General features: G+C 69.6%; 13 protein-coding genes. 12 read left to right on the top strand and 1 reads right to left on the bottom strand.

Going from position 1 to position 13,776, the window contains the following annotated elements; genetic code table 11:
• The first annotated feature begins 92 nt into the window (after positions 1 to 92).
• Both AB4Z32_RS17225 and AB4Z32_RS17220 read left to right on the top strand, forming a co-directional pair.
• A complete protein-coding gene (locus tag AB4Z32_RS17225; protein ID WP_442123078.1) occupies positions 93 to 1,013 on the top strand; it encodes a LysR family transcriptional regulator in 921 nt (306 codons plus the stop codon).
• On the top strand, positions 1,010 to 1,498 hold the full coding sequence (locus AB4Z32_RS17220; protein WP_442123077.1) for a GNAT family N-acetyltransferase: 489 nt from the start codon (positions 1,010 to 1,012) through the stop codon (positions 1,496 to 1,498). Before AB4Z32_RS17225 ends, AB4Z32_RS17220 begins: the two co-directional genes overlap by 4 nt.
• On the opposite strand, the gene fliD is transcribed toward AB4Z32_RS17220, so the two are convergent.
• Positions 1,488 to 2,816, bottom strand: coding sequence for a flagellar filament capping protein FliD (fliD, locus tag AB4Z32_RS17215; RefSeq protein ID WP_442123076.1), 1,329 nt, complete (start codon positions 2,814 to 2,816; stop codon positions 1,488 to 1,490). The genes AB4Z32_RS17220 and fliD overlap by 11 nt on opposite strands.
• Positions 2,817 to 2,984: 168 nt before the next feature.
• Here fliD and AB4Z32_RS17210 point away from each other — a divergent pair, with 168 nt between their 5' ends.
• The 10 genes from AB4Z32_RS17210 to ctaD are packed head-to-tail and all read left to right on the top strand — an operon-like array spanning position 2,985 to position 13,776.
• Positions 2,985 to 3,635 carry a cytochrome c3 family protein gene (locus AB4Z32_RS17210; protein ID WP_442123075.1) on the top strand — a complete coding sequence of 217 codons (651 nt, stop codon included), beginning with the start codon at positions 2,985 to 2,987 and terminating at the stop codon, positions 3,633 to 3,635.
• On the top strand, positions 3,632 to 6,493 hold the full coding sequence (locus AB4Z32_RS17205; RefSeq protein WP_442123074.1) for a 4Fe-4S dicluster domain-containing protein: 2,862 nt from the start codon (positions 3,632 to 3,634) through the stop codon (positions 6,491 to 6,493). Before AB4Z32_RS17210 ends, AB4Z32_RS17205 begins: the two co-directional genes overlap by 4 nt.
• A complete protein-coding gene (gene nrfD, locus AB4Z32_RS17200; protein WP_442123073.1) occupies positions 6,490 to 7,866 on the top strand; it encodes an NrfD/PsrC family molybdoenzyme membrane anchor subunit in 1,377 nt (458 codons plus the stop codon). The genes AB4Z32_RS17205 and nrfD overlap by 4 nt, the downstream gene beginning before the upstream one ends.
• A complete protein-coding gene (locus AB4Z32_RS17195; RefSeq protein ID WP_442123072.1) occupies positions 7,863 to 8,408 on the top strand; it encodes a DUF3341 domain-containing protein in 546 nt (181 codons plus the stop codon). The genes nrfD and AB4Z32_RS17195 overlap by 4 nt, the downstream gene beginning before the upstream one ends.
• Positions 8,405 to 9,034, top strand: a complete 630-nt coding sequence (locus AB4Z32_RS17190) for a c-type cytochrome (RefSeq protein ID WP_442123071.1) — start codon at positions 8,405 to 8,407, stop codon at positions 9,032 to 9,034. The genes AB4Z32_RS17195 and AB4Z32_RS17190 overlap by 4 nt, the downstream gene beginning before the upstream one ends.
• Positions 9,031 to 10,065 carry a hypothetical protein gene (locus tag AB4Z32_RS17185; RefSeq protein ID WP_442123070.1) on the top strand — a complete coding sequence of 345 codons (1,035 nt, stop codon included), beginning with the start codon at positions 9,031 to 9,033 and terminating at the stop codon, positions 10,063 to 10,065. The genes AB4Z32_RS17190 and AB4Z32_RS17185 overlap by 4 nt, the downstream gene beginning before the upstream one ends.
• Entirely contained in the window at positions 10,058 to 10,390 is a 333-nt protein-coding gene (locus AB4Z32_RS17180; RefSeq protein WP_442123069.1) for a hypothetical protein, read from the top strand. Before AB4Z32_RS17185 ends, AB4Z32_RS17180 begins: the two co-directional genes overlap by 8 nt.
• Positions 10,387 to 11,223, top strand: coding sequence for an SCO family protein (locus AB4Z32_RS17175; RefSeq protein WP_442123068.1), 837 nt, complete (start codon positions 10,387 to 10,389; stop codon positions 11,221 to 11,223). The genes AB4Z32_RS17180 and AB4Z32_RS17175 overlap by 4 nt, the downstream gene beginning before the upstream one ends.
• The gene (gene coxB, locus AB4Z32_RS17170; RefSeq protein ID WP_442123067.1) at positions 11,220 to 12,170 is read left to right on the top strand and encodes a cytochrome c oxidase subunit II; all 951 of its coding nucleotides are present in this window, start codon (positions 11,220 to 11,222) and stop codon (positions 12,168 to 12,170) included. The genes AB4Z32_RS17175 and coxB overlap by 4 nt, the downstream gene beginning before the upstream one ends.
• Entirely contained in the window at positions 12,145 to 13,776 is a 1,632-nt protein-coding gene (gene ctaD / locus AB4Z32_RS17165) for a cytochrome c oxidase subunit I (RefSeq protein ID WP_442123066.1), read from the top strand. Before coxB ends, ctaD begins: the two co-directional genes overlap by 26 nt.

Genomic DNA, 13,776 nt, shown 5'->3' with positions numbered 1-13,776 from the left:
GTAGGCGGCCGAAGACCTGATTCAAGGAAAGTCTTGGCGCCAAAATGTGCACTGGTGCACAATAATTGTTGCTGATATCAGACAATCAACCTATGAATGCCTTGCCCGAGTGGACTGACCTGCGTTTCTTTCTTGAACTGGCGCGTGCGGGGACCCTGTCGGGCGCCTCGCGCCGGCTGGACGTCGAGCACACCACCGTGGCGCGGCGCATCGACCGCCTCGAGAGCCAGCTCGGGACCACCCTGTTCGACCGCTCGCGCGAGGGTTACGAGCTGACCGAGATGGGCCACGCCCTGCTGCCGCATGCGGAAGCGATGGAAGGGGCGTCGCTGGCCGCGCTCGAGCGGCTGGGCGGCACCGAGGTCGGCGCCCAGGGCGTGGTGCGGCTGGGCGTGCCGGACGTGTTCGGGGTGAGGGTGGTGGCGCCGCTGCTGGTCAAGCTGCTCGACACGCATCCCGACCTGTCGATCGAGATGCTGTCGCTGGCGCGCTTCGCCAACCTGGCCAACCGCGAGGCCGACCTCGGCGTGATGCTGGATCCACCGGCCACCGGCCGCTACGTGGTCACGCGCCTGGCTTCCTTCCGCTTCTACCTGTACGGATCGCCCGCCTACCTGGACCGCCATCCGCCGATCCGTACCCACGCCGACCTCGAAGGCCACGATTTCGTCGATTATGTGCAGGACCGCCTGGCGAGCCGCGAGCTGTCCTACCTGAACGAACTCGGATTCACGCCGCGGCGACGCTTCTGCTCGCTCGGCATGGGCGCCCAGGTCGAGGCGGCGGCGCTGGGCATGGGCCTGATGATGGCGCCGCCTTATGCGATCCCGGACGACGGCCGCCTGGTGCCGGTGCTGCCGGGCTTCTACGCCGAACGCTCCTTCTGGCTCGCCGCGCCCACCGACCTCTATCGCCTGCGCCGGGTGAAGGTGGTATGGGACCTGCTGCGCGACCTGGCCGACAACAATCCCTCGCTGTGGTGGATCAAGGACGACATCGGGCGGGCGGCATGATCCGCGTTCGCCCGTATGCGGACGGCGACCGCGAGCTTGTGAACGCGGTGGCGCGCGCCGCCTTCTTGCAGTATTCGCGGGATTACGCCGACTGGCCCAGCTTCATCGAGGGGATAGCGCGGATGGCCGATCTCGCGGCAGGCGCGGATATCCTGGTGGCCGAACAGGCGGGCGAGATCGTCGGCGCGGTCGCCCACGTCGGGCCCGGCCGGCCGCGCGCCGCCTTCTTCCCGATGGCGTGGTCGGTGATCCGCATGCTGGTGGTGGATCCTCGGCGGCGCGGGCAGGGCGCGGGGAGGGAACTGGTGGCGGGCTGCCTGCGCCTGGCGCGGGACGCCGGGGCGCCCGCGGTTGGCCTGCATACGAGTCCGATCATGGCCTCGGCGTTGCGCATGTACGAGGCGCTCGGCTTCGTGCGCGACGCCGACCTGCCGCCGATCCGCGGCGTGCCCTACGGACGCTACGTGCTGCCGCTCAAGCCATGAAGTCGAACAGCGACATCGGCTTGACCTGACCGTTGCCGAACAGCGCGCTGCCGCCGATGCCCGATCCGGCCAGCGAATACTGCTGCGCCAGCATCGCCGCCTGGCGGCTGACGGTGTCGACGATCTTCGCCTTCTTGTCGCTCAGCTTGTCGGCATCCTGCTTGACCGCGTGAGCCTGGTTCGCGACCGTGCCGCCGGTGGCGATCTGCTCGCCGGCGCGCTTGGCCAGCTGTTCGGCCAGGCCCTTGCCGCCATTCGCGAACAGCGCCGTCACCTTGCCCGGGTCGGCGGCGATGGCCGCCTTCAATTTGGTCTCGTCGAGCACCAGGGCGCCGCTCTTGCGCGTAACGCCGATCTCGGCCAGCGCCTTCGGGTCGGCGGCGTCGAGCACCTGGTTGATCTGCGCGGTCACCTGGTTCAGCGCCGAGTCCGAGCCCGGGTCGCCGCTGCGCAGCGTGGCCAGCTGGCTGCCCATGGCGTTGAAGGCGCTTACAAGGCTCTTCACGTTGGCGGCGATCGCGGACGGATCGCGGGCCACCTGCACCTCGCTCTTGCCGACCGCGCCCAGGGTCAGCGAGACGCCGGCGATGGCCTTGTCGACCTTGTTCGTGCTTGCCGTGACGGTCTTGCCGTCGACCACCAGCTGGGCGTCCTGGGCCGCGGTCTTTTCCGTCATCGCGCTGTTGCCGCCGTTGCCGTAGGAGAGCAGTCCTTGCACTGCCGGGTCGCCGCTGACGCTGATGCGCATGCCGTTTGCCGCGCCGCTGGTGCCGGTCAGCCTGAGGGCGAAGCCCTTGCCGTCCTGCACCACCTCGGCGTTCAGGCCGGCGTCGCGCATGGCCTTGGCGATGCCGTCCAGGGTGTTGTTGCTGCCGTCGATGCGCAGCGATTTGGACGCCGAACCGGTGTCGATCTTGATCACCGTGACGGCGCCGCTGCCGATCGGGGCATCGCGGGCGGCCAGGGCCTTGCTGGCCAGCTGCTGGGCCTGGGCCAGCTGTTTGACCTCGACCGTGTGCGAGCCGGCCGTGGCGGTGGCGCCGCTCAGGCTGGCCTCGACCGCCTTGGTGCTGCTGCTGGCCGACATGTCCATCCCGGCGGCGGACAGGCCGCCGGCGGCGTTCCGGAAGCCGTCCAGCGCGAGCGCCATCCTGCCCAGGCTGGACAGGCGCGCATTGTCGCGCTGTAGTTGGGTGTCGATGAGCTTGACGGCCGGGTTCTTCGCCAGCAGCGACTGCGTAGCGCTGGTGTAGAGGCTGGACAGGCTGCCGCTGGTGGCGCCAAGGCCCGGCGACGAGGTCGAGGTCGAGATAGTCATGCGCTCATTATGGGCCAGGCGGCTCCCTCTCGATGTATTCAATTGCAAGGGGTTTACCCGTCAATTCAAGCGTGCGGACCGATTGCCGGCACTCGCCTATACTAGGTAAAGTATCAAAAAAACAACTACATAGCCACCAATCCATTCCTTTAGCTGATAAGCAATCCAATGGCACCGCCGTTTTCCAAGCCTGCCGTGCTGGTCGTCAAACTGGCTTTACTGCTCATCCTCGGCATCGCCGTGGCGGCGGTGGCGGTGGCACGTTGGGAGATGACGCCGCGTAACGGCATCTACGAACCGGTCAACCAGCCGATCGCCTTCAGCCACAAGCACCACGCCGGCGACGACGGCATCGATTGCCGCTATTGCCACACCTCGGTCGAAAAATCCGGTTTCGCCGGCATGCCCTCGACCGGCATCTGCCTGAGCTGCCACTCGCAGCTTTTCCTCGATTCGCCCGCGCTGGCCCCGCTGCACGAGAGCGCGCGCAGCGGCCGGCCGATCCACTGGGTGAGGGTGCACGACCTGCCCGACTTCGTCTATTTCGCACACGATATCCACGTGAACAAGGGCGTCGCCTGCGTCGAATGCCACGGCCGCGTCGACCAGATGCCGCTGACCTGGCGCACCGCCACCCTCGAAATGCAGTGGTGCCTGGGTTGCCACCGCACCGCGCCGCAGCACGTCCGCCCGCTCAGCAAGGTGCTGTCGATGGCGCCGCAGCGGCCGCTGACGCCGGAGGAAGTGCGCCAGCTCGACCGCCTGTACCGCCTGCGCAGCACGAATGCGCTGACCAACTGTTCGACCTGCCACCGATGAAAAGAACCGGCCATCCCGTCATCCCCATCCACGGCCACGATCACGATCACGATCATGATCACGGCCAGGACGAGCCGTCGCGGCGCCGCTTCCTGAAGCTGATGGCGGCTTCCGCGGCGCTGGCCGGCGCCGGCTGCAGCGGGCCGCCGCCCGAGGCCATCGTGCCCTATGTGCGGATGCCGGAGCAGGACGTGCCGGGACTGCCGCTGTTCTACGCCACCGCCTTCGTCCGGCGCGGCTTCGCCCACGGCGTGCTGGTCGAGACCAATATGGGCCGGCCGACCAAGGTCGAGGGCAATCCCGAGCATCCCGTCAGCGGCGGCGCCACCGACGTCTTCGCCCAGGCCTCGATCCTGCAGATGTGGGATCCGGACCGTTCGCAGACGGTGCAGCAGGGTACGGAGCTGTCGAGCTGGTCGGCCTTCGAGGCGGCCCTCGAAGCGCGCCGCCCGCGGTTCGCGCGCGACGGCGGCGCCGGCCTGCGCGTCCTGAGCGGCCCGGCCACCTCGCCGACCCTGGCGGCCCAGCTGGCAGCGCTGCAGAAGAAGTATCCGGCGATGCGCTGGCACGCCTGGGATCCGTTGCACGACGACGGCGCCGCGGCCGCCTCCAGCCTGGCCTTCGGGCGTCCGCTCGACACCCTGTACCGGCTCGACAAGGTGGCCGTGCTCCTGACCCTGGACGCCGACCTGTTCGGCGCCGAGGGCGGGCGGGGCGGCAGCCTGGCGCATGCGCGCGCCTTCACCGCGCCGCGCCGGCTGGGCGCCAGCGTCGCCGCCAACCGCCTGTACGCGATGGAGTCCACGCCGACCCTCACCGGTGCCTACGCCGACGAGCGCCTGGCGCGGGCGCCGCACGAGATCGAGGCCTCGCTGTGGCGCATCGCCGGCCTGCTGGAAGCGGCGCCCGGCGGCGGCACCGCGCCGGATCCCGCCGTCGCGCGCTGGGAGACGGCGGTGGCGATGGCGCTGCGCGGGGCGCGCGGCCATGCGCTGGTGGTGGCCGGACCGAGTTTGAGCCCGGCCGGCCGCGCCCTGGCCCACCTGCTCAACCAGCGCCTGGGCGGGCAGCAGGGGCCCATCGCCCATATCGAGCGGGTGGCGCTCGGCGCGCCCGAGCATGGCGCCACGCTGGCCGGACTGGCGGCCGACATGCAGGCCGGCAGGGTCGACACCCTCTTGATGCTGGACACGAACCCGGTCTACACCGCGCCGCCCGCACTCGGCTTCGCCCAGGCCCTGCGTCGCGTGCCGTTGAGCGCCCACCTCGGCCTCTACCGCGACGAGACCGCGCGCGAGGCCGGCTGGCACCTGCCGCTGGCGCACGGCTACGAAGCCTGGAGCGATGCCCGCGCCATCGATGGCACGGCCAGCATCGTGCAGCCGCTGATCGCGCCCCTGTATGGCGGACGCTCCGCGCACACGGTGCTGGCGACCCTGCTGGGCGAGGGCAGCCGCGACGGCCTGGTGCTGGCGCGCGCCGCCTGGCAGGCCGCGCGTCCCGAACTGGCCGGCCCGGCCTTCGACGCCTTCTGGCGCGAAGCCCTGCGCCGCGGCCTGGTGGAGGGCAGCGCGGCGCCGGCGGTGACGGTGCGCGAGGTGCCGCCGGTGGACATGCCGAAGCTGGAAACGCCGCCGCTGGTGGCGTGCTTCGTGCCCGATCCGGCCGTCGATGGCGGCGAGTTCTGCAACAACGCCTGGCTGCAGGAGCTGCCGCGGCCGCTGACCTCGCTCACCTGGGACAACGCCGCCCTGATCGGTCCCGCCACCGCCAGGCGCGCCGGCCTCCTCGATGGCGGCGTGGCCCGGCTGACGGTGGACAGCCGCAGCATCGAGGCGCCGGTGATGGTGCTGGCGGAGCAGGCCGAGGGCGTGGTCACGCTGCCGCTCGGCTACGGGCGCAGCGGCGCCGGCTCGGTCGGCAATGCGGTCGGCTTCGACGCCTACCGCCTGCGTCCCCAGGCCGCGCTGGGCGGGCCGGTGCCGCTGCGGCTCGACGCCACCATGGGCGGCCATGTGTTCGCGCTGCGCCAGCGCGAGGTCGACATGCACGGGCGCGATCCGGTGAAGGTGGCGCGGGCCGGAGCCAAGGCGGCGCCGAAGAAGCGCGAAGAGGAAGAGGGCGGCAAGACCTCGCTGTATCCGGAATACCGCTACGACGAGTACAAGTGGGGCATGGCGATCGACCTCAACGCCTGCATCGGCTGCGCCGCCTGCACCGTCGCCTGCCAGGCCGAGAACAATATCCCGGTGGTCGGCAAGGAAGAGGTGATGCGCGGCCGCAGCATGCACTGGATCCGGGTCGACCGCTACCGCCTGGGTGCGCGCACGCTGTTCCAGCCGGTGCCCTGCATGCATTGCGAGCATGCGCCCTGCGAAGAGGTGTGCCCGGTCGGCGCCACCGTGCACGACGACGAAGGCCTGAACGTCCAGGTCTACAACCGCTGCATCGGCACGCGCTTCTGCTCGAACAACTGCCCCTACAAGGTCCGTCGCTTCAACTTCCTGCAGTATTCGAACCAGAAGCTGGAAAGCCTGAAGGCGCTGCAGAACCCCGAGGTGACGGTGCGCCGGCGCGGCGTGATGGAAAAATGCAGCTACTGCCTGCAGCGCATCACGCGCGCCCGCATCGACGCCGAGAAGCAGGGCCGCCGCATCCTCGATGGCGAAGTCGTCACCGCCTGCCAGGCGGCCTGCCCGACGGCGGCGATCCACTTCGGCGACCTGAACGATCCGCGCAGCGACGTCCTGGCTGCCAAGTCCTCGCCCTTCGACTACGCCCTGCTGCAGGAATTGAACACCCGGCCGCGCACCAGCTACACCGCGCGCCTGGTCAACCTGGACCCGGAGCTGGAATGAGCGCGCCGCAGCCCAGGTCCCGCGACACCCCGGAGCTGCGCGCCGGCTGGGGCTATGCCGACGTCAGCGACAAGATCGCCGGCATCGTCCTGAACGGGAAGTTCGGCTGGAAGTGGTGGAGCGCCTTCCTCGCCGCCTCGGCCGGGGTGATGGCGCTGCTGGTCGCGGTCAGCTGGCTGCTGGCGAAGGGCATCGGCATCTGGGGCGTCGACATCCCGGTGGCCTGGGGCTTCGCGATCGGGAACTTCGTCTGGTGGATCGGGATCGGCCACGCCGGCACCTTCATCTCGGCCGTCCTGCTCCTGCTGCGCCAGCGCTGGCGCACCTCGATCAACCGCTTCGCCGAGGCTATGACCCTGTTCGCGGCCAGCATCGCCGGCCTGTTTCCGATCCTGCACCTGGGACGGCCCTGGTTCTTCTACTGGATCGTGCCCTATCCGAACGTGATGAACGTGTGGCCGCAATGGCGCAGCCCGCTGGTGTGGGATTTCTTTGCGATCGCCACCTACCTGCTGGTGTCCCTGATGTTCTGGTACCTGGGCCTGATTCCCGACCTGGCCACCCTGCGCGACCGCGCCGGCCTGCGCGGCCAGCGCGGCGCCCAGGTGGCCTACGGCCTGCTGGCTTTGGGGTGGCGCGGCGAGGCACGGCACTGGGCCCGATTCGAGAAAGCCTATCTGCTGCTGGCGGGGCTGGCGACGCCGCTGGTGGTGTCGGTGCACACCATCGTGTCGCTCGACTTCGCGGTCGGCAACACGCCCGGCTACCACTCGACCGTGTTCCCGCCGTACTTCGTGGCCGGGGCGCTGTTCTCGGGCTTCGCGATGGTGCTGACCCTGGCGATCCCGCTGCGCGCGGCCTTCGGGCTGCAGGACTTCATCACCGGGCGCCACCTGGCAAATGCGGCCAAGGTGCTGCTGGCGACCAGCTGGATGGTGGGCTACGGCTACCTGTCCGAGATCTTCACCGCCTTCTACAGCGGCGACAAGTACGAGACCTATATGACGATCAACCGCTGGGTGGGCCCGTATGCGCCGGTCTACTGGAGCATGCTGGCCTGTAATATCGTGCTGCCGCAGATCCTGTGGTGGCGGCGTGTGCGGCACAGCGTGCCGGTCCTGTTCCTGCTCAGCCTCGCGATCAACTGCGGCATGTGGATGGAGCGCTTCCTGATCGTGGTGTCCTCGCTGCATCGCGATTTCCTGCCATCGAGCTGGGGCATGTTCTATCCGACCCGCTGGGACTGGATCACGCTGTTCGGTTCGATCGCCTTCTTCGTCTGGCTGTTCCTGCTGTTCGTGCGCTTCCTGCCCCTGATCTCGATGGCCGAGATGCGCGAGCTGGTGCGCGACACCGCGGAGGGCAAGAAATGAGGCAAAAACCGAGCCGGGCAGTGTACGGCCTGCTGGCCGAATTCCCCAACGCGGACAGCCTGTGCGCGGCGGCGAAGGAGGCGAGGGCGCACGGCTACACCCAGGCCGAAGCCTACAGCCCGTTCCCGGTCGAGGGCCTCGAAGAAGTGCTCGGCACCCGGCGCAGCTGGGTCGCGCCGGCGACCCTGATCGGCGGCGTGCTGGGCGGCGCGGCCACCTATTTCCTGCAGTGGTATGCGGCCGTGATCGACTACCCGATCAATGTCGGCGGCCGGCCGCTCCATTCCTGGCCATCCTTCATTCCGCCGACCTTCGAGCTGACCATCCTGGGAGCGGCGGTGGCGGCGGTGCTGGCCATGCTGATCCAGAACGGCCTGCCGCAGCTCTATCACCCGCTGTTCGAGGTCGAGGAATTCGAGCTGGCCAGCCGCAACCGCTTCTTCCTCTGCCTGCCCGCCCACGACCCTGTGTTCGCGCCGGGCCCGGCGCGCGATCTGCTGGAAGGCCTGCATCCCATGCTGCTGCGCGAGGTGCCGGCATGAGATTCCTGCCCGGCCTCCTGTTGCCGCTGGTCTTGCTGGCTGCTTGCGAACGGGCCAAGCAGGACATGTACGACCAGCCGCGCTACAAGACCTTCGCCGCCAGCACCCTGTTCCCGGACGGCGCCTCGGCGCGCATGCCGCCGGCCGGCACCCAGCCGCGCGCCCGCGGCGCCTTTTCCGACAGCACCGGCGGGCGCAAGGGCGGCACCGCCGTGCAGGAAGACATCGCCGCCGAGACTGCGCAGACGAATCCCTATCCGGTCGACCTGCGCCTGCTGAAGCGGGGCCGCGAGCGCTACATGATCTACTGCCTGCCCTGCCACAGCCCGGTGGGCGACGGCGACGGCCTGGTGGTGCGGCGCGGCTTTCCGGCGCCGCCGACCTATCACCAGCCGCGCCTGCGCGAAGCCCCGGACCGCCACATCTACGAGGTGATCACGAATGGCTACGGCGTGATGGTGCCCTACGCCGACCGCATCGAGCCGGCCGACCGCTGGGCCATCGTGGCCTTCATCCGCGCCCTACAGCTGAGCCAGAACGCGCCGGCCGACGGCCTGCCGCCGGATATCCGGGCCAAACTGGACGCGCAACCCGAAACTGCCGCCGCCGCCGGAGCTACGCCATGAGCCGCACCGTGCTCGCGATCGCCGCCGTGGCGACAGCCGCCGTGCTGGCCCTGATCGGCTGGCGCATCGACCTGCGCGCACTGCTGGCGGGCTACCTGGTGCTGTGGTGGTTCGTCACCGGCGCGCTGCTGGGCGGGCTGGCGAATGTCTGGCTGCACCAGCTCACCGGCGGCGACTGGGGAGAAATCATCCGCACGCCGCTGCTGCGCGCGGCGCGCTGGCTGCCGCTGGCCTGCCTGCTGTTCCTGCCGGTGCTGGCCGGCATGCATCTGCTCTATCCCTGGGCCGGCGCCGGGCCGGTGGCGCCGGAAACCGCCTTCCGCAAGCTGTGGCTGAGCCCCGGCTTCTTCGTGGCGCGCAGCCTGGCCTACCTGCTGCTGTGGAGCGCGCTGGCCTGGATCGAATTGCGCGCCCGCCACCGTTCGGCTGGCCGCGCCGCCGCCTGCCTGCTGGCCTTCGTCTTCTCGAGCGGACTGGCGTCGGTCGACTGGCTGATGTCGCTGCGGCCGGAATGGTATTCGAGCGTGTTCGGCTGGCTGACCGGCACCGGCCAGATGCTGAGCGGGCTGGCGCTGGCGGTGCTGCTGATCGACAGGGAGGCCGCGCGCCAGCGCCTGCCGGACTTCGGCAACCTGCTGATGATGTATGTGCTGACCTGGGCCTACCTGGCCTATGTGCAGTTCCTGATCATCTGGTCGGCCGACCTGCCGCGCGAGATCTCCTGGTACCTGCTGCGCGCCACGCCGGGCTGGAAGACGGTGGCCTGGACCCTGGCCGTCGTGCACTTCGCGGGGCCGCTGCTGATCCTGCTGTCGCGCCATGCCAAGCAGGCGCCGACGATGATGGGGGGACTGGCCGCGCTGCTGCTGGCGGTCCACCTGCTCGATTGCTGGTGGCTGGTGCTGCCCTCGGTGACGGGCCTGACGGATCACTGGACGTGGCTGGCGCCGCTGCCGGTGCTGGCCGGCGTCCTGCTGGCCTGGCTGGCCTGGCGCGGCGCGGAGACGAAGAGGAGGGCGGCCCATGCCTGAGAGCGAAGACAGCGGCATCCACGTCCGCGCGATCCGGCGCGGGGCGCTGGCGATCGCGGGCGGCATCGTGTTCGCGGTGGCGGGCTCGTGGTGGCTGCTGCACAGACTCGGTCCGGTGGCGAACACGGCGCAGCCGCCGGCCGCGATCCCGGCGCCGCGCCTGCAGCCGGCGCCGCAGGACGAGCGTGCGGCTTACTTCGCGGAAAAAGAGAAGCGCCTCGGCAGTTACGGCTGGGTCGACCGCCAGGCCGGCGTCGCCCACATTCCGCTGGACGAGGCGATACGGCTGATGGCGGCGCGCCGGCAGCAGGAGAGCAAGCCATGATCCGCTTGTTACGCTTGCTACGGCTGCTGGTGGCGGCCTGCTTCATGCTGGCGCTGTGCCGGGGGACGGCCTGCGCCCAGGCCATGCGCCTGCCGGCCCAGCCGGCGGCGGATTTTTCGCCGGCGATCGGCACCCGCCTGCCGCTCGACGCCATGCTGCGCGACGAAGCCGGCCGGCCGCTCCGCCTGGGCGAGCTGTTCGGCGCCGCGCCAGTGGTGCTGGTGCCGGGCTACTACAGCTGTCCGAACCTGTGCAGCACCCTGTTCGAGGGCGTGCTGCAGGCCCTCTCGCTGGGCGGGATGGCGGCCGGCAGCTACCGCCTGGTCGGCTTCTCGATCGACCCGCGCGACGGCGCCCAGGCAGCAAGCTCCAAACGCCAGGCCTATGCTTCCCTGCTGCCCGGCGGCGCGGCCGACCTGCGCATGCTGACCGCCGATGCGCCGGCGCTGGCGCAGATCGAGGCGGCGCTGGGCTACCGTGCGCCGCGCGACCAGGAGACGGGGGAATTTGCCCATGCCGCCGGCTTCGTGGTGGTCGATGCCGGCGGGCGCGTCACGCAATATTTCCCCGGCGTGCGCTTCGATCCGGCCGCCCTGCGCACGGCGCTGCAGGCGGCTCGCGATGGAGGTATCGGCAGCAATAGCGGCAGCGGCGCGGCCTCCCTCGGCGAACGCCTGCTGATGCTGTGCACCCATTACGACCCGGCGCTCGGCAGGAACAGCGGCGCGGCGATGGCGGCGGTGCGCGGCGGCGTGCTGCTGGCCTTGCTGGGCCTGGGCGGCTGGCTGTGGCGCCGGCGCGGCTTCGATGCCACGAAGGAGGGCAGGCCATGACGGTGCCTTTCCACCTGTTGCCGGCCGACGGCGCCGCGTCCGCCACCCGCCTCGACAGCCTGGCGCTGTGCCTGCTGCTGCTGACCGGCGCGGTGGCGCTGGGCGTGCTGGTCATGATGATCGTGTTCTGCGTGCGCTACCGCGCCCGCTCCAAGGCCGACCGCAGCCACGTGCCGTCCAGGGACCTGCCCGTGGAAATCGCCTGGACCGCGATCCCGATGCTGCTCTTCCTCGGCCTGTACGCCTGGGGCGCGATCGACTATGCCGCCCTGTACCGCCCGGATCCCGCCGCCACGCCCGTCTTCGTGGTGGCCAAGCAGTGGATGTGGAAGGCCGAGCACCGCAACGGCCGGCGCGAAGTGGGCCAGCTGCACCTGCCGCTGGGGCGGCCGGTACGCCTGGTGCTGACCTCGCAGGACGTGATCCACAGCTTCTTCGTGCCGGCCTTTCGCATCAAGCAGGACGCGGTGCCGGGGCGTTACACCTCGATCGGCTTCACGCCCAGCAAGGCCGGCGAATACGAGCTGTTCTGCGCCGAGTACTGCGGCACCGAGCACGCCATGATGACGGGGAAGATCGTGGTGCTGCCGCCCGCCGAGTACGGACGCTGGCTGGCCGAGGGCCCGCGCCAGCCAGGCATGGCCGCGCGCGGCTTCGCGCTGTTCCGCCAGTACGGCTGCAGCGGCTGCCACGCCGCCGGCTCGAGCGTGCACGCGCCCGACCTGACGAACCTGCTGGGACGCCGCGTGCACCTGCAGGACGGCCGCGAGATCATCGCCGACGAAGCCTACGTGCGCGATTCCATCTACCTGCCGCGCAAGGACGTGGTGGCGGGCTACGAACCCATCATGCCCTCGTTCGCCGGCCAGATCGGCGAGGAGGACCTGCTGGCGATCATCGAATACATCAGGGAGAGCGGACATGACCCGTCCACAGAGCGACCTTAGCCTGATCGAGGAAGACGACACCCGGGCCGGCCGCAGCTACCTGTCGGAAGGCTGGACCCTGGGCTCCTGGCTGGGCACGCGCGACCACAAGCGCATCGCGCTGCTGTATGCGGTGTCGATCACGCTGTTCTTCTTCCTGGGCGGGATCGCGGCGGCCCTGATCCGCCTGGAGCTGGCCACGCCGCAGGGCGACCTGGTCAGCGCCGACACCTACAACAAGCTGTTCACCGCCCACGGCGTGATCATGGTATGGCTGTTCCTGATTCCCTCGATTCCCTCGGTGCTCGGCAACTTCCTGATGCCGATGATGATCGGCGCGCGCGACCTCGCTTTCCCGCGCCTGAACCTGGCCAGCTGGTACCTGTACATCGCTGGCGGCGCGATCGTCCTGTGGGCGCTGCTGGCCGGCGGCGTCGACACCGGCTGGACCTTCTACACCCCGTTCTCGACCATGTTCTCGAACTCGCACGTGGTGCTGGCCCTGACCGGGGTGCTGGTGGTCGGCTTTTCCTCGATCCTGACGGGGCTGAACTTCATCGTCACGGTGCACACCATGCGGGCGCCCGGCATGGGCTGGTTCCGGCTGCCGCTGTTCGTGTGGGCCAACTATGCCACTTCGCTGATCCTGGTGCTGGCCACGCCGGTGCTGGCCATGACCCTGGTGCTGGTGGCCGTCGAGCGCCTGTTCCAGGTCGGGATCTTCGACCCCGCGCTGGGCGGCGACCCGCTGCTGTTCCAGCACCTGTTCTGGTTCTACTCGCACCCGGCGGTGTACATCATGGTGCTGCCGGCGATGGGCGTGGCCAGCGAGATCATTCCCTGTTTCGCGCGCCGGCCCGTGTTCGGCTACCGCTTCATGGCCTATGCGATCCTGGCCATCGGCGTGATCGGCTTCCTGGTCTGGGGCCACCACATGTTCGTCAGCGGCCAGTCAGTGTATGCGGGCATGGTGTTCTCGCTGCTGTCCTTCATGGTCGCGGTGCCGTCCGCGATCAAGGTCTTCAACTGGACCGCCACCCTGTACAAGGGCCGCATCAGCTTCAGCGCGCCGATGCTGTACGCGCTCGGCTTCGTCGGCCTGTTCACGATCGGCGGCCTGACCGGGCTGTTCCTGGCCGCGCTGGCCCTCGACGTCCACCTGTCCGATACCTATTTCGTGGTCGCCCACTTCCACTACATCATGGTCGGCGGCTCGGTGATGGCCTACCTGGGCGGCATCCACTTCTGGTGGCCGAAGATTACGGGACGCATGTACTCGGAGGCCTGGGGCAGGCTGGCGGCGGTGGTGATCTTCGCCGGCTTCAACCTGACCTTCTTCCCGCAATACCTGCTCGGCTATGCAGGCATGCCGCGCCGCTACCACAGCTATCCGGAGGAGTTCCAGATGCTGCACGTGCTGTCCTCGGCCGGCGCGGTCACGCTGGCGATCGGCTACCTGCTGCCGCTGGGCTACCTGGCCTGGTCGCTGCGCTATGGCCGGCCGGCGCCGCCGAATCCCTGGCAGGCCACCGGGCTCGAATGGCAGGCGGCATCGCCGCCGCCCGTCCACAACTTCGCCCAGCCGCCGGTGGTGGCGCGCGGCCCCTACGCCTACCATACCGATTGA

Origin of the sequence: Massilia sp. 2TAF26 (assembly GCF_052115005.1) — a bacterium.
Taxonomy (GTDB): domain Bacteria; phylum Pseudomonadota; class Gammaproteobacteria; order Burkholderiales; family Burkholderiaceae_D; genus Telluria.
Note: the sequence above shows the minus strand (reverse complement) of the source record. Positions and strands in the feature narration are given on the sequence as shown.

Bases quoted from the DNA above. Each gene is read 5' to 3' on its own strand.
- AB4Z32_RS17175 (WP_442123068.1), top strand. From the start codon at position 10,387: ATGATCCGCTTGTTACGCTTGCTACGGCTGCTGGTGGCGGCCTGCTTC.
- ctaD (WP_442123066.1), top strand. From the start codon at position 12,145: ATGACCCGTCCACAGAGCGACCTTAGCCTGATCGAGGAAGACGACACC.
- AB4Z32_RS17185 (WP_442123070.1), top strand. From the start codon at position 9,031: ATGAGCCGCACCGTGCTCGCGATCGCCGCCGTGGCGACAGCCGCCGTG.
- AB4Z32_RS17195 (WP_442123072.1), top strand. From the start codon at position 7,863: ATGAGGCAAAAACCGAGCCGGGCAGTGTACGGCCTGCTGGCCGAATTC.
- coxB (WP_442123067.1), top strand. From the start codon at position 11,220: ATGACGGTGCCTTTCCACCTGTTGCCGGCCGACGGCGCCGCGTCCGCC.
- AB4Z32_RS17220 (WP_442123077.1), top strand. From the start codon at position 1,010: ATGATCCGCGTTCGCCCGTATGCGGACGGCGACCGCGAGCTTGTGAAC.
- nrfD (WP_442123073.1), top strand. From the start codon at position 6,490: ATGAGCGCGCCGCAGCCCAGGTCCCGCGACACCCCGGAGCTGCGCGCC.
- AB4Z32_RS17210 (WP_442123075.1), top strand. From the start codon at position 2,985: ATGGCACCGCCGTTTTCCAAGCCTGCCGTGCTGGTCGTCAAACTGGCT.
- fliD (WP_442123076.1), bottom strand. From the start codon at position 2,816: ATGACTATCTCGACCTCGACCTCGTCGCCGGGCCTTGGCGCCACCAGC.
- AB4Z32_RS17180 (WP_442123069.1), top strand. From the start codon at position 10,058: ATGCCTGAGAGCGAAGACAGCGGCATCCACGTCCGCGCGATCCGGCGC.
- AB4Z32_RS17205 (WP_442123074.1), top strand. From the start codon at position 3,632: ATGAAAAGAACCGGCCATCCCGTCATCCCCATCCACGGCCACGATCAC.
- AB4Z32_RS17190 (WP_442123071.1), top strand. From the start codon at position 8,405: ATGAGATTCCTGCCCGGCCTCCTGTTGCCGCTGGTCTTGCTGGCTGCT.
- AB4Z32_RS17225 (WP_442123078.1), top strand. From the start codon at position 93: ATGAATGCCTTGCCCGAGTGGACTGACCTGCGTTTCTTTCTTGAACTG.